General features: G+C 60.8%; 18 protein-coding genes. 11 read left to right on the top strand and 7 right to left on the bottom strand.

The window, feature by feature from the left end; all coding sequences use genetic code 11:
* Positions 1 to 12 precede the first annotated feature (12 nt).
* Genes OH720_RS01810 through OH720_RS01795 form a run of 4 tightly spaced genes read right to left on the bottom strand, consistent with a single transcriptional unit; the run spans position 13 to position 2,781 of the window.
* Positions 13 to 537: a pilus assembly protein PilP gene (locus OH720_RS01810; protein ID WP_272604330.1), complete on the bottom strand. Its 525-nt coding sequence runs from the start codon at positions 535 to 537 to the stop codon at positions 13 to 15.
* Complete coding sequence (pilO, locus tag OH720_RS01805; protein ID WP_272604329.1) at positions 537 to 1,157, bottom strand: type 4a pilus biogenesis protein PilO; 621 nt, start codon at positions 1,155 to 1,157, stop codon at positions 537 to 539. The genes OH720_RS01810 and pilO overlap by 1 nt, the downstream gene beginning before the upstream one ends.
* Positions 1,154 to 1,720, bottom strand: a complete 567-nt coding sequence (locus tag OH720_RS01800; RefSeq protein WP_272604328.1) for a PilN domain-containing protein — start codon at positions 1,718 to 1,720, stop codon at positions 1,154 to 1,156. The genes pilO and OH720_RS01800 overlap by 4 nt, the downstream gene beginning before the upstream one ends.
* On the bottom strand, positions 1,720 to 2,781 hold the full coding sequence (locus OH720_RS01795) for a pilus assembly protein PilM (protein WP_272604327.1): 1,062 nt from the start codon (positions 2,779 to 2,781) through the stop codon (positions 1,720 to 1,722). The genes OH720_RS01800 and OH720_RS01795 overlap by 1 nt, the downstream gene beginning before the upstream one ends.
* Positions 2,782 to 2,997: 216 nt before the next feature.
* Between OH720_RS01795 and OH720_RS01790 the strand changes: the two genes are divergently transcribed.
* Complete coding sequence (locus OH720_RS01790) at positions 2,998 to 5,436, top strand: penicillin-binding protein 1A (RefSeq protein WP_442967303.1); 2,439 nt, start codon at positions 2,998 to 3,000, stop codon at positions 5,434 to 5,436.
* 239 nt (positions 5,437 to 5,675) lie between these two features.
* Here OH720_RS01790 and OH720_RS01785 read toward each other — a convergent pair whose 3' ends face one another.
* Together OH720_RS01785 and rpmE are read right to left on the bottom strand one after the other, a co-directional pair.
* Positions 5,676 to 6,944: a malic enzyme-like NAD(P)-binding protein gene (locus OH720_RS01785; protein ID WP_272604325.1), complete on the bottom strand. Its 1,269-nt coding sequence runs from the start codon at positions 6,942 to 6,944 to the stop codon at positions 5,676 to 5,678.
* A gap of 286 nt (positions 6,945 to 7,230) precedes the next feature.
* Positions 7,231 to 7,449, bottom strand: coding sequence for a 50S ribosomal protein L31 (gene rpmE / locus OH720_RS01780; RefSeq protein ID WP_008047849.1), 219 nt, complete (start codon positions 7,447 to 7,449; stop codon positions 7,231 to 7,233).
* A gap of 176 nt (positions 7,450 to 7,625) precedes the next feature.
* Here rpmE and OH720_RS01775 point away from each other — a divergent pair, with 176 nt between their 5' ends.
* The 10 genes from OH720_RS01775 (at position 7,626) to OH720_RS01730 (ending at position 20,642) form a co-directional block, all read left to right on the top strand.
* The gene (locus tag OH720_RS01775; protein ID WP_272604324.1) at positions 7,626 to 9,845 is read left to right on the top strand and encodes a primosomal protein N'; all 2,220 of its coding nucleotides are present in this window, start codon (positions 7,626 to 7,628) and stop codon (positions 9,843 to 9,845) included.
* A 226-nt stretch (positions 9,846 to 10,071) separates the two neighbouring features.
* Positions 10,072 to 11,808 carry an arginine--tRNA ligase gene (gene argS, locus OH720_RS01770; RefSeq protein WP_272604323.1) on the top strand — a complete coding sequence of 579 codons (1,737 nt, stop codon included), beginning with the start codon at positions 10,072 to 10,074 and terminating at the stop codon, positions 11,806 to 11,808.
* 1 nt (position 11,809) lies between these two features.
* Positions 11,810 to 12,520, top strand: a complete 711-nt coding sequence (locus tag OH720_RS01765) for an SPOR domain-containing protein (RefSeq protein WP_008058118.1) — start codon at positions 11,810 to 11,812, stop codon at positions 12,518 to 12,520.
* Positions 12,521 to 12,752: 232 nt separating this feature from the next.
* Positions 12,753 to 13,283, top strand: coding sequence for an ATP-dependent protease subunit HslV (gene hslV, locus OH720_RS01760; RefSeq protein ID WP_007975582.1), 531 nt, complete (start codon positions 12,753 to 12,755; stop codon positions 13,281 to 13,283).
* Between the two features lie 54 nt (positions 13,284 to 13,337).
* Positions 13,338 to 14,675, top strand: a complete 1,338-nt coding sequence (gene hslU / locus OH720_RS01755; RefSeq protein ID WP_272604322.1) for an HslU--HslV peptidase ATPase subunit — start codon at positions 13,338 to 13,340, stop codon at positions 14,673 to 14,675.
* 153 nt (positions 14,676 to 14,828) lie between these two features.
* Positions 14,829 to 15,206, top strand: a complete 378-nt coding sequence (locus OH720_RS01750; protein ID WP_008058116.1) for a gamma-butyrobetaine hydroxylase-like domain-containing protein — start codon at positions 14,829 to 14,831, stop codon at positions 15,204 to 15,206.
* Between the two features lie 257 nt (positions 15,207 to 15,463).
* Positions 15,464 to 17,143, top strand: coding sequence for a class II poly(R)-hydroxyalkanoic acid synthase (gene phaC / locus OH720_RS01745; protein WP_272604321.1), 1,680 nt, complete (start codon positions 15,464 to 15,466; stop codon positions 17,141 to 17,143).
* Positions 17,144 to 17,301: 158 nt separating this feature from the next.
* On the top strand, positions 17,302 to 18,156 hold the full coding sequence (gene phaZ / locus OH720_RS01740; RefSeq protein ID WP_008058112.1) for a poly(3-hydroxyalkanoate) depolymerase: 855 nt from the start codon (positions 17,302 to 17,304) through the stop codon (positions 18,154 to 18,156).
* A gap of 128 nt (positions 18,157 to 18,284) precedes the next feature.
* Positions 18,285 to 19,967 (top strand): class II poly(R)-hydroxyalkanoic acid synthase, encoded by a 1,683-nt coding sequence (gene phaC, locus OH720_RS01735; protein ID WP_272604320.1) that lies wholly within the window; start codon positions 18,285 to 18,287, stop codon positions 19,965 to 19,967.
* Positions 19,968 to 20,024: 57 nt separating this feature from the next.
* A complete protein-coding gene (locus OH720_RS01730) occupies positions 20,025 to 20,642 on the top strand; it encodes a TetR/AcrR family transcriptional regulator (protein WP_008058109.1) in 618 nt (205 codons plus the stop codon).
* 69 nt (positions 20,643 to 20,711) lie between these two features.
* On the opposite strand, the gene OH720_RS01725 is transcribed toward OH720_RS01730, so the two are convergent.
* Positions 20,712 to 21,557, bottom strand: coding sequence for a phasin family protein (locus OH720_RS01725; protein ID WP_272604319.1), 846 nt, complete (start codon positions 21,555 to 21,557; stop codon positions 20,712 to 20,714).
* Positions 21,558 to 21,562: the final 5 nt, after the last annotated feature.

The following is a 21,562-nucleotide window of genomic DNA, read 5'->3' as shown; positions in this document are numbered from 1 at the left end:
GTTCGAGTTCCACTATGAATGCTCTTTCAAAGGAAGGGTCCGCGGCCGCTCCAGCCAGGCACCTTCGCCATCGGGAACGATTTCGACCACTTCGACTTGCGAGCCACTGATGGCGACTATCCGGCCGTCGTTACGCCCCAGGTAATCACCGACTTTCAGCCGATGCACCCCACCGGCGCCGCGTAGCAACGCAAAGGAGCCTGCCGCATTGGAGATCGTGCCGACCATTTCAAACTGCTCGATATTGAAACCCTCGAGGTACTGCTTGACCCGACTGGGGTCAGGCTTGACGTTGCGCGCCCCCTGCTGGCGTGCCAGATCGACTTTGACCTGCGGGACAAACGGGCTGCGCAAGTTGGCGGCGTTGTAGGTGAATGTCGGGTAAGACCGGAATGTCGGCGTTGGTTCAATCTTGCCCGGCGCCCGCAGGCGCATTTCGTTCATGTAGGCGTCCAGGTCGCTGAAATCATCGCCGCCGCCACAGCCTGCCAATACGGCGACCAATACCAGGATTAATAAACCACGCGGCGGGCTCATCAACGCAGCCCCTTGTCGTTGTAGCGGTAAGTCCTGGCCAGGATGCTCATGCGCAATTTCGATCCGTCGTCGGGGTTGACCGGCTCCAGGTCGAAATCATGCAGGGTGACGATACGCGGCAACCCGGCCACGCCACTGACGAACGTGGCCAGGTCGTGATAGGCGCCGGTAACCGTGATCTGGATCGGCAATTCGATGTAGAACGGCTGGGCGACCTCCGGCAACAGCTTGATCTCTTCAAATTCCAGGCCGCTGCCCAGCCCCGTTCGCGTGATGTCTTCCAGCAGGCCGGGGACTTCAGTGTCGCTGGGCAGTTGCCGTAGCAGCACGCCGAAGGAGTTCTCCATCGTCTTCATCTGCTGGGTGTAGAGCTCCAGATTCGCCGCCATACGGGATTTGCTGGCAAATTGCTCCTTGAGGGTCGACTCCTCCTCGCGCTTGAGTTCGAGCTGATTCGCAAGCTCGCTCGTGGAAAAGTTGTAGCCAATCGAGAGCACCAAAATCGCGACCACAACGCCCATCAGGACTTTGATCGCGGGTGGCCAGGCCCCCATGTTGTGGGTGTCCAGATCGTTGATGTCGATCCTGCGCAACCCTTCGAACCATTCGGACGGACTCATTCGCCATCCTCCACGGTCGCAGGCTGGGCCTGACGAACGGTCAACTGAAAAACGTTGGCCTGGTCCAGTTGACCCGCGGTCGTCGCCTTGACTTCGGTCAGGCTGGGCGCATCGAACCAGTCGGACGCATCCAGGTTTCGCATCAGGTCTGAAACACGGTTGTTAGATCGCGCCGCACCGGTGATGGACAAGGTATTGCCCGCCATTTTCACTTCGGTGAAATACACCCCATCAGGCAAGGTCCGCGCCAGCTGATCAAAAATTCGCCCGCTGTTCGGGCGATTGCCCTGCAGGTCCTGGATGATGCGCATGCGCTCGACCAATTGTTGACGACGGGCCTTGAGATCGCTGATCTGCTTGATCCGTTCGTCGACCACGGCGATCTGTTTGCCGATGTAATTGTTACGCGCAACCTGCCGCTCGATAGCGTTGCCGATGACCTGGTTGGCGACGAGCAATGCACCTGCCGACCCTACCAGCACACCGGCCAGCACCAGTAGAAAGCGCTTGCGCCGCTCTTCACGCCGCTCTTCGCGCCAAGGTAATAGATTGATCCGCGCCATCAGTCGAAACCCCTGAGGGCCAGCCCGCAGGCGATCATCAACGCCGGTGCATCGCTGGCCAGGGCCGCCGCGTTGACCTTGATACCCAGCGTCATGTCGCAAAACGGATTGGCCACCTGGGTTGGCGTGCCCAATTGCTGCTCGATCAACCGGTCCAGGCCGGGAACTGACGCGGTACCGCCTGCCAGCAGGATATGGTCAACCGCGTTGTATTGGCCCGAAGCGAAGAAGAACTGCAATGAACGCGACACTTGCTGCACCAGCGCCTCTCGAAATGGCTGCAACACTTCACTGACATAATCATCCGGCAAACCGCCCTGCTTCTTCGCCAGGCCGGCCTGCTCAGCGGTCAGGCCATATCGGCGCCCAATTTCCTCCGTGAGCTGGCGGCCACCGAACAATTGCTCGCGGGTGTAGATGATCCGTCCGTCATGCAGCACGCTCAGGGTGGTCATCGTGGCCCCGATATCGACCACTGCCACCAGACGCCCTTGAGCGCCACCCTGCTGACTCTCGAGCAAACCGAAAGAACGCTCCAGTGCATGGGCTTCAACGTCGACCACGCGCGCAGTCAAGCCCGCCAGCGCCAGGGCGGCCTCACGGACCTCGACGTTTTCCTTGCGACAGGCGGCGAGCAGCACATTGACCCGACCAGGATTGCGCGCTGACGCACCCTGGACTTCGAAATCGATGGCGACCTCGTCCAACGGATAAGGGATGTACTGGTCGGCCTCGATCTTGAGCTGATCTTCCATCTCGTCGTCGGTAAGGCCGGCATCCATCTCGATGGTCTTGGTGATCACCGCCGAACCGGCCACGGCCACCGCCACGCTCTTGAGGTTGGTCCTGGCCTTGACCAGCGCACGCGACAGTGCCTGGCCCACGCCATCGGGTTCGGCGATATTTTTCTCGACGACCGCACTGAAGGGCAATGGCTCGACCGCGTAGGCCTCGACCTTATAGCCATTGCCCTGGCGGCTCAGCTCCAGCAGCTTCACCGAAGTGGAGCTGATATCGATCCCCAGAAGCGACCTGGCTTTTTTATTGAAGAGTCCTAGCACTACCAATTCCCTATGACTTTCCGTGAGTTACGGACTCCATAACGGGTGTTGCGTTCAATCCACCCGTCTTGACAGCTAGCGCAAATAACGCCTTGGACGGAAAAATGCTTATAATGCCCAGCGTTTTTTCCGCTTTTTTCTCAAGCGCGGGTCGTTCTCCTTAGCCTGAACCCTGATGCCAAATTCATTTTTTGCCCTGGATGTCCAAAAGCCTTGATTCGTCTGCTGAAATTTTTCGGTTGGTCCATCGTCGCCGTATTCTGCGGACTGCTTCTGGGTCTGAGTGGGGCGTTTCTTTACCTTAGTCCCGGATTGCCGTCCGTTGAGGCACTGAGAAGCATCCAGTTGCAGATTCCTTTGCGGGTGTACAGCAGCGACAACAAGTTGATCGCAGAATTTGGCGAAATGCGCCGCACACCGATCCGTTTCGCCGACATTCCCCCCAATTTCATTAATGCGTTACTAAGTGCTGAAGACGATAACTTCGCCAACCACTACGGCGTCGATCCCAGCAGCCTGATGCGCGCCGCCACTCAACTGGTCAAAAGCGGCCATATCCAGTCCGGCGGCAGCACCATCACCATGCAGGTGGCGAAGAACTTCTTCCTGACCAGCGAACGCAGCTTCTCGCGCAAAACCACCGAAATCCTCCTGGCCCTGCAGATCGAACGGCAACTGACCAAGGACGAAATCCTTGAGCTGTACGTCAACAAGATCTATCTGGGCAACCGTGCCTACGGCATCGAAGCCGCGGCGCAGGTGTATTACGGCAAGTCGATTCGCGACATCAGCCTGGCGCAGATGGCGATGATCGCCGGCCTGCCCAAGGCGCCTTCGCGATTCAACCCGCTGGCCAACCCGGCGCGCAGCAAGGAGCGCCGTGACTGGATCCTGGGGCGCATGTACAAGCTGGGCAAAATCAGCGAAGCCGACTACACCACCGCCATCAACGAGCCACTGAACGCCAGCTATCACGTGCCGACCCCGGAAGTGAACGCGCCCTACATCGCCGAGATGGCCCGCGCTGAAATGGTTGGCCGCTATGGCAGCGATGCTTACACCGAAGGTTTCCGCGTCACCACCACGGTGCCGAGCAACCTGCAGGAAATGGCCAACACCGCCCTCCACGAAGGCTTGATGACCTATGACCAGCGTCACGGCTATCGGGGCCCCGAGTCCCGCCTGCCAGGCAAGACGCGCGAGGCGTGGGCGAACGAACTGACCAAGCAACGCACCATCAGCAGCCTTGAACCGGCCATCGTCACCCAGGTCGACAAGGGCGGCCTGCAGGTGCTGACCCGCACCGGCAGCGAACACGTTGGCTGGGACAGCATGAAATGGGCTCGCCCATTCCTGAACACCAATAGCATGGGCGCCAATCCGAAGCAGCCTTCGGATGTAGCCCAAGTCGGCGACCTGATTCGGGTGCAGCGCCAGGCGGACAATTCTCTGAAGTTCAGCCAGATCCCGCAGGCTCAGGGCGCACTGGTCTCGCTTGATCCACAAAACGGCGCCATCCGCGCGCTGGTCGGCGGTTTCGCCTTTGAGCAGAGCAACTACAACCGCGCCCTCCAGGCCAAGCGCCAGCCGGGCTCGAGCTTCAAGCCTTTTGTCTACAGCGCCGCATTGGATAATGGCTACACCGCCTCCAGCCTGGTGAACGACGCACCGATCGTGTTTGTCGACGAATACCTGGACAAGGTCTGGCGCCCGAAAAACGACACCAACACCTTCCTCGGCCCGATCCGCCTGCGTGAAGCGCTCTACAAGTCTCGCAACCTGGTTTCGATCCGCCTGCTGCAAGCGATGGGCGTTGGCAAGACCATCGACTACATCTCCCGTTTTGGCTTCAACAAGCAGGACCTGCCGCCCAACCTGTCCCTGGCCCTGGGCACCGCGACCCTGACGCCAATGGAAATCGCCACGGGCTGGAGCACCTTCGCCAACGGCGGCTACAAGATCACCCCGTACATCATCGACAAGATCGACAGCCGCAACGGCGACACGCTATTCGTTGCCAACCCGCCCAGCGTGCCGAAAGGCGGCGCCGCAACCGACGGTATCGCCGCACCCGTCGCCGAAGCCTTTACGGTCAATGCAACACCTGGCCAGGTACCGGGCGCACAAGCAGCCCCACAAACACCCGCCGTGGCTGAACGCATTGTCGATGGACGCACCACCTACATCCTCAACAGCATGCTGGAAGACGTGATCAAGCTCGGCACCGGACGCCGCGCGCTGGCACTGGGCCGCGGCGACATTGCTGGCAAGACCGGTACCACCAACGAATCCAAGGACGCCTGGTTCTCCGGTTACAACGCCGATTACGTCACCACCGTCTGGACGGGCTTCGACCAGCCCGAAAGCCTGGGTCGCAAGGAGTTTGGCGGCACCGTCGCCCTGCCGATCTGGATGAACTACATGGGCGCCGCGCTCAAAGGCCTGCCGCCACACACGCAACCAGAGCCGGAAGGCATCCTGAGCCTGCGGGTAGACCCGATCAGCGGCCGTGCAGCCACTCCAGGCACGCCAGGGGCCTACTTCGAACTCTTCAAGGTCGAAGATACGCCTCCGACGGGCAACGAGCTGGGCAACGGCAATGCGCCAGGCAGCCCGCTACCGGCAGATGAGGGCGCGCCGATCGATTTGTTCTGATCGCAGCCACATCAAAAAGCCCTGCCCTCGTGAGAAGTGCAGGGCTTTTTATTGCCTGCCAGATTCGCATTCATTTAACTGCCGCCTTCGCGGGCAAGCCCGCTCCCACAGGAATCGCATAAACCCTGTGGGAGCGGGCTTGCCCGCGAAGAGGACCACACAATCGACGCAAAACTCACAGATGCAAAAAAGCCCCGACTCTTACAAGCCGGGGCTTTCGGTTGAAGCACTACAACGGCTTAGCCGTTGAACACGTCATCCACGCTTTTGAGCGGGTAGTTCTTCGGATACGGCAGGGTTGCCACGCCGGTCTCGATCGCAGCCTTGGCCACGGCATCGGAGATCACGGTGATCAGGCGGGCGTCCATTGGTTTCGGAATGATGTACTCACGACCGAATTCCAGCGCGATGCCGCCGTAGGCGTCGCACACTTCCTGAGGCACTGGCAGCTTGGCCAGTTCGCGCAGGGCATTGGCCGCAGCCACTTTCATTTCTTCGTTGATGCGCTTGGCGCGAACGTCCAGGGCACCACGGAAGATGAACGGGAAGCCCAGAACGTTGTTGACCTGGTTCGGGTAGTCCGAACGGCCGGTGGCCATGATCACGTCGTCACGGGTGGCGTGCGCCAGCTCCGGGGAGATTTCCGGATCCGGGTTCGAGCAAGCGAACACGATCGGGTTCGGCGCCATCGACAGCAGGCCTTCAGCACTCAGCAGGTTCGGGCCGGACAGGCCAACGAACACGTCTGCGCCTTGCAGGGCGTCTGCCAGGGTGCGCTTGTCGGTCGCGTGGGCGAAGACGGCCTTGTACTGGTTCAGGTCGTCACGGCCGGAGTGGATCACACCGGTACGGTCAACCATGTAGATGTTTTCGATGTTGGCGCCCATGCTCACCAGCAATTTCATGCAGGAGATGGCGGCAGCACCGGCACCCAGGCACACGATCTTGGCTTGCGGCAGGGTTTTGCCAGCGATTTCCAGGGCATTGATCATGCCGGCCGCGGTCACGATTGCGGTGCCGTGCTGGTCGTCGTGGAATACCGGGATATCGCACTGCTCGATCAGGGCACGTTCGATCTCAAAGCACTCAGGCGCCTTGATGTCTTCCAGGTTGATGCCACCGAAAGTGATGGAGATGCGCTTGACGGTGTCGATGAAGGCTTGCGGGCTTTCGGAGTCGACTTCGATGTCGAAAACGTCGATGCCGGCGAAGCGCTTGAACAGCACGCCTTTACCTTCCATCACTGGCTTGGAGGCCAATGGGCCGAGGTTGCCCAGGCCCAGAATCGCGGTGCCATCGGAAATGACTGCAACCAGGTTGCCTTTGCCGGTGTACTTGTAGGCCAGCTCAGGATCGCGGGCGATCTCGCGTACTGGTTCAGCTACGCCGGGGCTGTAGGCCAGCGACAGGTCGCGGGCAGTAGCAGTGGCCTTGGTGAGCTCGACACTCAGCTTCCCTGGACGAGGATTGGCGTGATATTCGAGAGCGGCAGTTTTCAGATCAGACATTTTGGCATTCCGCTTTTACTGTTGGACAGACTGGTCAGCGAGGATACGCGCCTGACAAAATCCCCACAAGACTGACCGGTCACCCCTGTCAAGCGCCCCACCCTACGACTTTGGCCCAAGAGCCGCGGAACACAAGGGATAGACTGTTCACAATCCAAGTAAATAATGTCTACAATTATTTGAAAATGGCCATTGCAGCCAAATCACAGGCACAAAAAAGGCGTCCCGGGGGACGCCTTTTTCATCAGCATGGAAAAACTGCAGCGTTTTCCCAGGATGATCGGCCTTAGGCCTTTTTCGCACCGAAAGCACCGAAACGGTCTGCGAAGCGCTGAACGCGGCCGCCAGTGTCCAGAGTCTTCTGCTTACCGGTGTAGAACGGGTGGCACTCGTTGCAAACGTCGATCGCCAGGGCTTTGCCGAAGGTCGAACGGGTTTCGAACTTGTTGCCGCAGCTGCAGGTAACAGCAACTGCTGGGTATTCTGGATGGATATCAGCTTTCATGGTGTCTTCCTCGGGCTAGCGTGCCGCCACCCAACACTATTGTTGAATACCGCACGTAATTAGGCCGCGGATTCTACCAGACAATGCCAATCACGCAAGCTGTCCCTCAAACCGGTCGTCTGCTAGGCTCCCGGCCCTGAGCCTTCCTTTGTACCCGCCTATCGAGATCCCCCCGCGTGCCCGACGCCATTCTGCGCCTCGCCCTGCCTTCGCCCCTGCGCCGCCTGTTCGACTACCGGGCACCGGCCGGCGTGCTGCGTGCGCAGTTGCACCCCGGCATGCGTTTGCGGGTGCCGTTCGGCCGGAGGGAGATGATCGGAATCCTGGTGGAGGTCACCGACACCAGCGAAGTGCCGGCAGAAAAACTCAAGCCCGCCCTCGCCCTGCTTGACGCTACGCCGCCGTTGCCGCCCACGCTGTTCAAACTGTGCCTGTGGACCTCGCAGTACTATCAGCACAGCCTCGGCGACACCTTGAGCTGGGCACTGCCGGTGTTGCTGCGACAGGGCGAACTGGCCGAGGCGCGCCAGGAGCGCTTCTGGTCCGCCGCGCCGGGCGCCAGCCTCGATGACCCCCGTATCGCCCGTGCCCCGCGCCAGCGCGAAGCCCTGGCAACGCTGGCCCAGCACCCCCACGGCGTGGCCCATCAGTTGCTGAGCAAGCTGATGCTGAGCAAGGACAGCCTCGATCTGTTACTGGCCAAGGAACTGGTCCAGGTCGAAATCCGCAGACACGCCCCCGGCGCCCGACACGACCACTGGCTGGCCCAACCCGAGCTGCCACTCAACCCAGAGCAGCGGGCAGCCTATGAAGCCATTCGCTCCGGGTTCGACAGTTACCATGCGTTCCTGCTCGCCGGCGTTACCGGCAGCGGCAAGACCGAAGTGTATTTGCAGCTTATCCGCGAAACCCTGGAGGCCGGCAAGCAGGCCCTGGTGCTGATCCCGGAAATCAACCTGGGCCCGCAGACCCTGGCGCGCTTCGAGCAACGTTTCAACGCGCGCATCGCCCTGATCCACTCGGCGGTCAATGATCGCGAACGTCTCGAGGCCTGGCTTGCCGCCCGCGATGGTGAAGCCGACATCATTATCGGCACCCGCTCGGCACTGTTCACACCAATGAAAAACCCGGGCCTGATCATCATCGATGAAGAGCACGATGGTTCCTATAAACAGCAGGAAGGCTTGCGCTATCACGCACGCGATCTGGCGCTGGTCAGGGCTCGACAGGAAAACATCCCGATTGTCCTGGGCTCTGCCACACCTTCTCTGGAAAGCCTGCACAACGCCTACACCGGCCGGTATGGCCTGCTGCGGCTGAACGAGCGCGCTGGCGGTGCCAAGCAACCACGATTCCTGCGCCTGGATGTGAAAAGCCGGCCACTGGACAGCGGTATTTCCGGGCCCATGCAACAAGCCATTGGCCAGACCCTCGCCGCCGGCCAACAGGTGCTGGTATTCCTCAACCGCCGCGGCTTTGCCCCGACCCTGTTGTGCCATGACTGCGGCTGGATGTCCGAGTGCCAACGCTGCGATGCGCGCATGACCGTGCACCAGCGCCACGGCGAACTGCGCTGCCATCATTGCGGCTACGTCGAACGCGTGCCGCGCCAGTGCCCCAAGTGCAACAAGGTCGACTTGCGCCCCGTGGGGGCCGGCACCGAACGGGCCGAGGAACGCCTGGGGATCCTGTTCCCGGACTATCCGGTGCTGCGGGTCGACCGCGACAGCACCTCGCGCAAGGACGCGATGAACCAGTTGTTCGCCACCATACAGAAGGGCCAGCCATGCATCCTGGTCGGCACGCAGATGCTCGCCAAGGGCCACCACTTCCCACGGGTAACCCTGGTCTCGATCCTGGATGCGGACGGCGGGCTGTTCTCCGGCGACTTCCGCGCCAGTGAGCGCATGGCGCAACTGATTGTCCAGGTCGCCGGGCGGGCAGGCCGGGCGGAAGAGCCGGGCAAGGTGATCATCCAGACGCACCTGGCCGACCATCCGCTGCTGGTACAGTTGACCGAGCAGGGTTACTTCGCCTTTGCCGAGCAGGCCTTGAGCGAACGTCGCGCAGCCGGCCTGCCGCCGTTTGCGCATTTGGCATTGCTGCGGGCCGAGGCGCACAAGCCCGGCCAAGCCGAAGGGTTTCTAGATGAGGCCTGCAGCGAGGCCGAGCGCTTGCTCGCTGAACAGAACTTGAGCGGAATCGAACTGCTGGGGCCGGTGCCGGCACCGATGGAACGTCGGGCCGGGCGTTATCGCGCACAGTTGCTGTTGCAAGCGACGGCACGGGCGCCGCTGCACCGGCTGCTCGCCAGCTGGTTGCTGGTACTGGAGCAGATGCCGAGCGGGCGGGCGGTGCGCTGGTCATTGGATGTCGATCCGGTCGATTTGTATTGATTTTGAGATCGCTTTCGCGAGCAAGTCGAATCGTCGCACCGCCGCTCCCACATTTGAAATGCGTTCCCCTGTGGGAGCGGGCTTGCTCGCGAAGGGGCCCGATTTGTCACCGCATATCCATAACCTGCCCGCTATAGTTGGCAAGGCCGCCTCGGCAACGGATAATGCCCAGTTTTTCCACCAGCGCATTGATGCGCCGCCGCGCCTGCGGTCGAAAGAGAAGACCATGAAAGACACCATTCGCCAGCTGATCCAACAAGCCATCACCCAACTCGTCAACGAAGGTGTGTTGCCTGAAGGCCTGTCGCCGGCGATCCAGGTTGAAAACTCCCGCGACAAGAAGAACGGCGACTTCGCCAGCAACATCGCCATGATGCTGGCCAAGCCTGCGGGCATGAAGCCGCGCGACCTGGCGGAAAAAATCATCGCAGCCCTGCCAGCTGACGAAAACGTCTCCAAGACCGAAATCGCCGGCCCTGGCTTCCTGAACTTCTTCCAGAACACCGACGCCCTGGCCGCGCGCCTGGACGCCGCCCTGGCCGACGCCCACATCGGCGTGCGCAAGGCCGGCCCGGCACAGCGCACCGTGGTCGACCTGTCGGCACCGAACCTGGCCAAAGAGATGCACGTCGGCCACTTGCGCTCGACCATCATTGGCGATGGCGTAGCCCGCGTGCTGGAATTCCTCGGTGACGAAGTGATCCGGCAGAACCACGTCGGCGACTGGGGCACCCAGTTCGGCATGCTGATGGCTTACCTGCAGGAAAACCCGATCACCAGCGACGAGCTGTCGGACCTGGAAAACTTCTACCGCGCCGCCAAGGGCCGCTTTGACGAATCCGAAGAGTTCGCCGACCGCGCCCGTGGCCTGGTGGTCAAGCTGCAGGCCGGCGATCCCGATTGCCTGGCGCTGTGGACCAAGTTCAAGGACATCTCGCTGTCCCACTGCCAGAAGATCTACGAGCTGCTGAACGTCAAACTGACCATGGCCGACGTGATGGGCGAAAGCGCCTACAACGACGACCTGATCAATGTGGTCAACGACCTTAAGGCTGCCGGCATGCTGGTCGAGAGCAACGGCGCCCAGTGCGTGTTCCTCGACGAGTTCAAGAACGCCGACGGCGACCCGCTGCCGGTGATCATCGTCAAGGCTGACGGCGGCTACCTCTACGCCACCACCGACCTGGCCGCTGTGCGCTACCGCAGCGGCAAGCTCAAGGCCGACCGTGCCCTGTACTTCGTCGACCAGCGTCAGGCCCTGCACTTCCAGCAAGTGTTCGCCGTCGCCCGCAAGGCCGGCTTCGTGACGCACCCGATGGAAATGGAACACATGGGCTTCGGCACCATGAACGGCGCTGACGGTCGCCCGTTCAAGACCCGCGATGGCGGGACCGTGAAGCTCATCGACCTGCTGACCGAAGCCCAGGAGCGCGCCTACACCCTGGTCAAGGACAAGAACCCGGAGCTGGCCGAAGCCGAGCTGCGCAACATCGCCAAGGTGGTGGGCATCGGTGCGGTGAAATACGCCGACCTGTCCAAGCACCGCACCAGCGACTACAGCTTCAACTTCGACCTGATGCTGAACTTCGAAGGCAACACCGCGCCGTACCTGCTGTACGCCTACACCCGCGTGGCTGGAGTGTTCCGCAAACTCGGCAAGGACTTCAGCGAAGTAGAGGGTCAGATCGTTCTCGAAGCAGCGCACGAGCACGAACTGGCGGCGAAACTCGCGCAGTTCGGCGAAGTGCTGAACAACGTGTCCGAGAAAGGCACGCCGCACATCCTCTGCACCTACCTGTACGACGTCGCCGGCCTGTTCTCCAGCTTCTACGAGAACTGCCCGATCCTCGCCGCCGACACCCCGGAACAAATGCAGAGCCGTCTGCGCCTCGCCGCGCTGACTGGACGCACTCTCAAGCAAGGCCTGGAACTCTTGGGCCTGGAAACTCTGGAGCGTATGTAAGTTGGCTGCCAAGAAAAAACCTGCACCCAAGCGTGGCGCCAGCCGTTACCAAGCTCCAGCGAAGCAACCGATCCCGGGTTGGCTGTGGATGGCCATCGGCCTGACGGTCGGTGCTTTCATCGTATTCCTGATGAAGCTGGAGCCGGGCAAGGGCAGCGACACGGTCAAACGCGAGAAAGTCGAGCAGCAACAGAAAGCCACCAAGATCGCCGAGGCCAACAAGACCCCGCCGAGCCCGACGCAACCGGTGAAACCGAAGTACGACTTCTACACCCTGTTGCCGGAATCTGAAGTCATCGTGCCGCCGGATGCCGTGCCGGAAAAGACCCTGCCGACGCCACAAGTGCCGGCCATTCCGACCACGCCGGTTACCCCGGCGGAAGCGGCGAAGATCGATACCGCCCGCGCCCAGGCCGCCCTGGCCGGCATTACGCCGCCGCCAGCGCCACCCGTGGCCAAGGCCGCACCGGTGACCAAGTTCTTCCTGCAGGCCGGATCGTTCCGCAAGGAGGCTGACGCCGACAAGGTGCGGGCGCAGATCATTCTGCTGGGTCAGGCGGTGGCGGTTGAATCAGGGACGGTCAAGGACGAGACCTGGTATCGGGTATTGGTGGGTCCGTTCAGTAACCGTGAGCAGTTGACCACGGCACAGAAACAACTGGCCGGTGCCGGCTTCAGCAATCTGTTGTTACAACAACGCCAGAACCGTTGATTTCTTCAAGGTAACCGCGTCATCGTTCATCGCTGGCAAGCCAGCTCCCACAGGATTTGCGCAAACTCTGTGGGAGCTGGCTTGCCAGCGATGGCGTCAGAATAGACACCACCGCGCCCGCTTGCGAAAACACCGCTCGTCCCCCGCCGCGTCCTACAGTTGAAATCCACTCCACCACCCCCATATGAATGGGCATACGGCATTTTCGCCCCGCAGCGTGGAGACTCTTCCCTTGACCACCATCGTTTCAGTTCGCCGCCACGGCAAAGTCGTCATGGGCGGCGACGGCCAGGTTTCCCTTGGCAATACCGTGATGAAAGGCAACGCGAAAAAAGTTCGTCGCCTGTACCACGGCCAGGTCATTGCCGGTTTTGCCGGTGCCACCGCTGACGCCTTTACCCTCTTCGAACGCTTCGAAGGCCAACTTGAAAAGCATCAGGGCCACTTGGTACGCGCCGCTGTCGAGCTCGCCAAGGAATGGCGTACCGACCGTTCCCTGAGCCGCCTCGAAGCCATGCTCGCCGTTGCCAACAAGGACGCCTCGCTGATCATCACCGGCAACGGTGACGTGGTCGAGCCAGAAGACGGCCTGATCGCCATGGGTTCCGGCGGCGCCTATGCACAAGCCGCAGCCAGCGCACTGCTGAAAAAAACCGACCTGTCGGCCCGGGAAATCGTCGAAACCGCCCTCGGCATTGCCGGCGACATCTGCGTATTCACCAACCACACCCAGACCATTGAGGAGCAGGACTGCGCCGAGTAAGCCTGATTCGGCCCCGTGCCACGGCTCATTCTTGCTTTAGGTCCTTTGAATATTATGTCCATGACTCCCCGTGAAATCGTCCACGAACTCAATCGCCATATCATCGGCCAGGACGATGCCAAGCGCGCCGTCGCCATTGCCCTGCGCAATCGCTGGCGCCGCATGCAGCTGCCGGAAGAGCTGCGTGTTGAAGTAACGCCCAAGAACATCCTGATGATCGGCCCGACCGGTGTCGGTAAAACCGAGATCGCCCGTCGCCTGGCGAAACTGGCCAACGCGCCTTTCATCAAGGTCGAAGCCACCAAGTTCACCGAAGTCGGCTACGTCGGCCGTGACGTCGAATCGATCATTCGTGACCTGGCCGATGCCGCGATCAAGCTGCTGCGCGAACAGGAAATCGTCAAGGTACGCCACCGCGCCGAAGACGCTGCTGAAGAGCGCATCCTCGACGCCCTGCTGCCACCGGCACGCATGGGCTTCAGCAGCGACGATGCCCCGACCCAGGATTCCAACACCCGTCAGCTGTTCCGCAAGCGCCTGCGCGAAGGCCAGCTGGATGACAAGGAGATCGAAATCGAAGTCGCCGAAATGGCCGGCGTCGACATCTCCGCGCCACCGGGCATGGAAGAAATGACCAACCAGCTGCAAAGCCTGTTCGCCAACATGGGCAAGGGCAAGAAGAAAGCCCGCAAGCTCAAGGTCAAAGAAGCGCTGAAGATGGTGCGCGACGAAGAAGCCAGCCGCCTGGTCAACGATGAAGAGTTGAAGGCCAAGGCCCTGGAAGCGGTCGAGCAGCACGGCATCGTGTTCATCGACGAAATCGACAAGGTCGCCAAGCGCGGCAACTCCGGCGGCGTCGATGTGTCCCGCGAAGGCGTGCAGCGCGACTTGCTGCCGCTGATCGAAGGCTGCACCGTCAACACCAAGCTGGGCATGGTCAAGACCGACCACATCCTGTTCATCGCCTCCGGTGCCTTCCACCTGAGCAAGCCAAGTGACCTGGTGCCCGAGCTGCAAGGTCGTCTGCCGATCCGTGTCGAACTCAAGGCCCTGAGCCCGGAAGACTTCGAGCGCATCCTCAGCGAGCCCCACGCATCGCTCACCGAGCAATATTGCGCGCTGCTGAAAACCGAAGGCCTGGGTATCGAGTTCTTGCCGAGCGGTATCAAGCGCATTGCCGAGATCGCCTGGCAGGTGAACGAGAAAACCGAAAACATCGGTGCCCGTCGCCTGCACACCTTGCTTGAACGCCTGCTCGAAGAAGTATCTTTCAGCGCTGGCGACCTGGCCAGCGTGCATGACGACAAGGTGATCCAGATCGACGCCGACTACGTCAACGGCCACCTGGGCGAATTGGCGCAGAACGAAGACCTGTCCCGTTATATCCTGTAAGCCATACTTACGGTAATCGCGGCCCCTGTGGGAGCGGGCTTGCTCGCGAAAGCGGTCTGATATTCAACGTTGATGTTGAATGTCATGGCCTCTTCGCGAGCAAGCCCGCTCCCACATTGGCCTGGCGGACTGCCACAGAACGGACTTCAGGTCATGACCCAACTCCCCACCGACATCAAGCTGCACAAAGCCTCGAAAACCCTGACGCTCAAATACGCGTCCGGCGAGGAATACACCCTGCCCGCCGAGTTCCTGCGCGTGCACTCCCCCTCCGCCGAGGTCCAGGGCCACGGCAAACCCATCCTGCAATTTGGCAAGATCAACGTAGGACTGAGCAAGATAGAACCGGCCGGTCAGTACGCACTGAAGCTGACCTTCGACGATGGCCACGACAGCGGCCTGTTCACCTGGGAATACCTCTACGAACTGGGGCGGCGTCATGACGCACTCTGGGACGATTATCTTGCCGAGCTCAAGGCCGCAGGAAAAACCCGCGACCCGAACGAATCCGTCGTCAAGCTGATGCTCTAGCCTGCACCTCTTGCTCTTTAGAGGGCATTTTCTAATTCCATCTGTTTGAATGCTCGGCTTCAGGGTCGACGCCTGGCCCGCTTGCGAAAAAAATTAAACTCGGGTAACCAATGGAGCTGGCAAGTTCCCTGCAGTGCTCTCTGAACTGAAAAGCAGTGATGCAGAATTAACGGTCACCCGAGCGTAGTACCTGGCATTGGCTGTGTGACTACACAGTGGGACCAAGGTACTCGTCTCAGGGCAATGGAGCGTCGTAGATGAGTAACAAGAGTAACGATGAGTTGAAGTATCAAGCCTCGGAAAACACCCTGGGGCTCAATCCTGTCGTTGGGCTGCGTGGAAAGGATCTACTGGCTTCTGCTCGAATGGTGCTTAGGCAGGCCATCAAGCAACCGGTGCATAGCGTCAAACATGTCGCGCACTTTGGTCTTGAACTCAAGAACGTGCTGTTTGGTAAATCCGGGCTGCAACCGACCAGCGATGACCGTCGCTTCGCCGATCCGGCCTGGAGCCAGAACCCGCTCTACAAACGCTATTTGCAAACCTACCTGGCGTGGCGCAAGGAACTCCACGCCTGGATCGACGAAAGCAACCTCGGCCCCAGCGATGTGGCACGCGGGCACTTCGTGATCAACCTAATGACCGAAGCCATGGCGCCGACCAATACCGCGGCCAACCCGGCGGCAGTCAAACGCTTTTTCGAAACCGGCGGCAAGAGCCTGCTCGATGGCCTCTCGCACCTGGCCAAGGATCTGGTACACAACGGCGGCATGCCGAGCCAGGTCAACATGGGTGCGTTCGAAGTCGGCAAGAGCCTTGGCGTGACCGAAGGCGCGGTGGTGTTTCGCAACGATGTGCTGGAACTGATCCAGTACAAGCCGACCACCGAGCAGGTGCACGAACGCCCGCTGCTGGTGGTGCCGCCACAGATCAACAAGTTCTACGTTTTCGACCTGAGCCCGGACAAGAGTCTGGCGCGGTTCTGCCTGCGCAACAACGTGCAGACCTTCATCGTCAGCTGGCGCAACCCGACCAAGGAACAGCGCGAGTGGGGCCTGTCGACCTACATCGAAGCCCTCAAGGAAGCGGTTGATGTCGTTACCGCGATCACCGGCAGCAAAGACGTGAACATGCTCGGGGCCTGCTCCGGCGGCATCACCTGCACCGCGCTGCTGGGCCATTACGCAGCAATCGGCGAAAACAAGGTCAACGCCCTGACCTTGCTGGTGAGCGTGCTCGATACCACTCTCGAGAGCGACGTCGCCCTGTTCGTCAATGAACAGACCCTCGAAGCCGCCAAGCGCCACTCGTACCAGGCCGGCGTACTGGAAGGCCGCGACATGGCGAAGGTCTTCGCCTGGATGCGCCCCAACGACCTGATCTGGAACTACTGGGTCAACAATTACCTGCTGGGCAACGAACCGCCGGTGTTCGACATCCTGTTCTGGAACAACGACACCACCCGGTTGCCCGCGGCGTTCCACGGCGACCTGATCGAGTTGTTCAAAAACAACCCACTGATTCGCCCGAATGCACTGGAAGTGTGCGGCACCGCCATCGACCTCAAGCAAGTGACGGCCGACATCTTTTCCCTGGCCGGCACCAACGACCACATCACCCCGTGGAAGTCCTGCTACAAGTCGGCGCAGCTGTTTGGCGGCAACGTTGAGTTCGTGCTGTCCAGCAGCGGGCATATCCAGAGCATCCTGAACCCGCCGGGCAACCCGAAATCCCGTTACATGACCAGCACTGAAGTGGCGAACAATGCCGATGAGTGGCAAGCGAACGCCACCAAGCACACTGATTCCTGGTGGCTGCACTGGCAGGCCTGGCAGGCCCAACGCTCGGGCGAGCTGAAAAAGGCCCCGGCAAAACTGGGCAACAAGGCCTATCCGCCGGGTGAAGCGGCGCCAGGCACGTACGTGCACGAACGGTAACTGACACACCCCGCCTTCACCTGTAGGAGCGAGCCTGCTCGCGAAAAACGTGAGGACAACGCGTTAACTCAGACAGCACGCGTTATCGTTAACGTCCTTCGCGAGCAGGCTCGCTCCTACAGGGGTTCGGGGATGAATTCATAAACAGGGCCAGAAGCATGCCGCAACCGTTCATATTCCGCACCGTCGACCTGGATGGCCAGACCCTCCGCACGGCGGTGCGCCCCGGCAAGCCTCACTTGACGCCACTGCTGATTTTCAATGGCATCGGTGCCAACCTGGAGCTGGTGTTTCCGTTTGTCGCAGCGCTGGACCCGGACCTGGAAGTCATCGCCTTCGACGTGCCCGGTGTCGGCGGTTCGTCCACGCCGAATCTTCCGTATCGCTTTCCAAGCCTGGCCAAACTCACAGCACGCATGCTCGACTACCTCGATTACGGGCAAGTCAATGTGATCGGCGTGTCCTGGGGGGGTGCGCTTGCGCAACAGTTCGCCTATGACTATCCAGAGCGTTGCAAGAAGCTTGTCCTGGCAGCGACGGCAGCGGGCGCGGTGATGGTGCCGGGCAAGCCGAAAGTCTTGTGGATGATGGCCAGCCCACGGCGTTACATCCAGCCCTCCCATGTGATCCGCATTGCCCCGATGATCTACGGCGGCGCGTTCCGTCGCGACCCGACGCTGGCCGCGAGCCATGCGGCAAAGGTCCGTTCGGCAGGCAAGCTCGGTTACTACTGGCAATTGTTCGCCGGCCTCGGCTGGACCAGCATTCACTGGCTGCACAAGATCAACCAGCCGACCCTGGTCCTGGCCGGCGACGACGATCCCTTGATCCCGCTGGTCAACATGCGCTTGCTGGCCTGGCGGATTCCCAACGCCCAGTTGCACATCATCGATGACGGCCATCTGTTCCTGATTACCCGGGCCGAAGCGGTGGCACCGATCATCATGAAGTTCCTCGAGGAGGAGCGCCAGCGTGCGGTGATGCACCCGCATCCGGCGCCATTTGGTGGCTGACCGGCCCATTTTTTGTATGGCAAAGAGGGGGCGGCAGGACATCGCACCGCGCAACAACCCGTTACAGCGTCTATGGTGTTCTGGTTCGGTGTTTTGTATTTGGCCTGAAGACGAAGGAGTGTTGAGTCATGCGCGATAAACCTGCGAGGGAGTCACTACCCACTCCCGCCAAGTTCATCAATGCACAAAGTGCGATTACCGGCCTGCGCGGCCGGGATCTGGTTTCGACTTTGCGCAGTGTTGCCGCCCATGGCCTGCGCCACCCCGTGCACACCGCGCGACACGCCTTGAAACTAGGTGGTCAACTGGGTCGCGTGCTGCTGGGCGACACCCTGCATCCCACCGACCCGCAGGACCGGCGTTTCGACGACCCGGCGTGGAGTCTCAACCCCTTTTATCGTCGCAGCCTGCAGGCCTACCTGAGCTGGCAGAAGCAGGTCAAAAGCTGGATCGACGAAAGCAACATGACCCCGGATGACCGCGCCCGCGCGCACTTCGCATTCGCCCTGCTCAACGATGCCGTGTCGCCGTCCAACAGCCTGCTCAATCCGCTGGCGATCAAGGAAATCTTCAACTCCGGCGGTAACAGCCTGGTGCGCGGGATCGGCCATCTGGTCGACGACCTACTGCACAACGACGGACTACCCCGACAAGTCACCAAGCACGCATTCGAGGTCGGCAAGACCGTCGCCACCACCACCGGCGCCGTGGTGTTTCGCAACGAACTGCTGGAGCTGATCCAGTACAAGCCGATGAGCGAAAAGCAGTATTCCAAACCGCTGCTGGTGGTGCCGCCACAGATCAACAAGTACTACATTTTCGACCTCAGCCCCCACAACAGCTTCGTCCAGTTCGCGCTCAAGAACGGCCTGCAAACCTTCGTCATCAGTTGGCGTAATCCGGATATACGCCACCGCGAATGGGGCCTGTCGACCTACGTTGAAGCGGTGGAAGAAGCGATGAATGTCTGCCGGGCGATCACCGGCGCCCGCGAAGTCAACCTGATGGGCGCCTGCGCCGGCGGGCTGACCATTGCCGCCCTGCAGGGTCACCTGCAAGCCAAGCGCCAGCTGCGCCGCGTTTCCAGCGCGACGTACCTGGTGAGCCTGCTCGACAGCCAACTGGACAGCCCGGCCACGCTCTTCGCCGACGAACAGACCCTGGAAGCCGCCAAGCGCCGCTCCTACCAGAAAGGTGTGCTGGACGGCCGCGACATGGCCAAGGTCTTCGCCTGGATGCGCCCCAACGATTTGATCTGGAGCTACTTCGTCAACAACTACCTGATGGGCAAGGAGCCGCCGGCGTTCGACATCCTCTACTGGAACAACGACAACACACGCCTGCCGGCCGCCCTGCATGGCGACTTGCTGGACTTCTTCAAGCACAACCCGCTGAGCCATCCCGGTGGCCTGGAAGTGTGCGGCACCGCGATCGATCTGCAGAAGGTCACCGTCGACAGTTTCAGCGTGGCCGGCATCAACGACCACATCACGCCGTGGGACGCGGTGTATCGCTCGACCCTGCTGCTCGGTGGCGAGCGCCGCTTCGTCCTGTCCAACAGCGGTCATGTGCAGAGCATTCTCAACCCGCCGAACAATCCGAAAGCCAACTACCTCGAAGGCGCAAAACTGAGCAGCGACCCCAGGGCCTGGTACTACGACGCCAAGCCCGTCGACGGCAGCTGGTGGACGCAATGGCTGGGCTGGATTCAGGAACGCTCGGGCGCGAAAAAAGAAACACACATGGCCCTCGGCAATCAGGATTATCCACCGATGGAGGCGGCGCCCGGGACTTACGTGCGCGTGCGCTGATGTTCAACGACCACGGTCTCTACCGGCCGTGGCATGACCCGATCAAAAGAAGACTGGATGAAAACCCGCGAACGGATACTCGAATGTGCCCTGCAGTTGTTCAATGAGAAGGGCGAACCGAATGTTTCCACCATGGAAGTTGCCAACGAAATGGGCATCAGCCCGGGCAATCTGTACTACCACTTCCACGGCAAGGAACCGCTGATTCTCGGCCTGTTCGAACGTTTCCAGGCCGAACTGGCCCCGTTGCTCGATCCCCCGGCCGACGTCGAGCTGGCCCCCGAGGATTACTGGCTGTTCCTGCACCTGATCGTCGAGCGCCTGTCCCACTATCGCTTTCTGTTCCAGGACCTGTCGAACCTGGCCGGGCGCCTGCCGAAACTGGCCAAGGGTATTCGCAACCTGCTCAATGCGCTCAAGCGCACACTGGCGTCGTTGCTGGCGCGATTGAAAGCCCTGGGACAACTGGTCAGCGACACCCAGGCGCTGGGGCAACTGGTGGAGCAGATCACCCTGACACTGCTGTTCTCACTGGACTATCAGCGGATACTCGGCCGCGCAGGCGAAGTGCGCTTGGTGGTCTACCAGATCATGATGCTGGTGGCACCGCACTTGCTGCCGCCGATCAAAGCGGCGACTGAACAAATGGCGTTGCAGTACCTGGAAGAGCATTAAGATCTTTTCAAGCCTCAAACAAAAACGCCCGACCTTGGCAGGCCGGGCGTTTTTTAGAGCCCTGAACGATCAGGACTGACTGGTTGGCGTCGATGGAGCTGGCGCGGCAGTCTGGGTTACAGCAGGGGTAGGCGCAGCAGCGGAGTTCGCAGTGCTGGCCGGAGCGGCCGAAGCAACCGGCGTTGCCGGTTTGGCTGGAGCCTCTGCTGGTTTGGCGGCGGCTGCTTTTGGAGCGGCCGGTTTTTTCACTGCTGGTTTTTTCGCAGCAGCAGGTTTTGCTGCTGGCTTGGCTGCCGGTTTAGCGGCAGCGGTTTTCGCTGCAGGCTTGGCGGCGGTTTTAGCAGCTGCCGGTTTTGCCGCTGGTTTGGCGGCAGCTGGCTTGGCAGCCGCAGTTTTTGCAGCCGGTTTGGCGGCGGCTTTAGCAGCAGGTTTAGCCAATGGCTTGGCTGCAGTTTTGGCGGCCGGCTTGGCTGCCGCGGTTTTCGCCGCAACAGGCGCAACCTTGGCACCGGTGAGTTTTTCGATTTGCTTGGTCAGGGTATCGACCTTGCTGTGCAGCGCCTTGACTTCATTGCGGCTCGGCACGCCCAGGCGCGAAATGGCGCTGTTCAGGCGCTTGTCGAAAGCACCTTCGAGCTCATCCCACTTGCCCAGTGCACGATCTTTCACGCCACTGATGCGCGACTTGGCCGACGAAGCGGAGTCCTTGGCGGCATCGACAGTTTTGCCAACAGCGCTCTTGGTGAGCTTCTCGGCTTTCTCGCCGTCCTTGACCAGTGAGTCGAAGAGTTTGCTGCCGTCAGTGTCGATCTTCGAGTACACGCCCAAACCAGCCAGCCAGATCTTGCGGGAGTAGTCTTCGACTTTCCCGATCCACGAGCTGCCTTCTTTGTCAGTATTCTTTTTACCAGCCATCCCGT

The sequence above is a fragment of the Pseudomonas sp. WJP1 genome, assembly GCF_028471945.1.
Taxonomy (GTDB): domain Bacteria; phylum Pseudomonadota; class Gammaproteobacteria; order Pseudomonadales; family Pseudomonadaceae; genus Aquipseudomonas.
The sequence above is the reverse complement of the archived record's forward strand: the minus strand, read 5'-3'. Positions and strand labels throughout refer to the sequence as shown.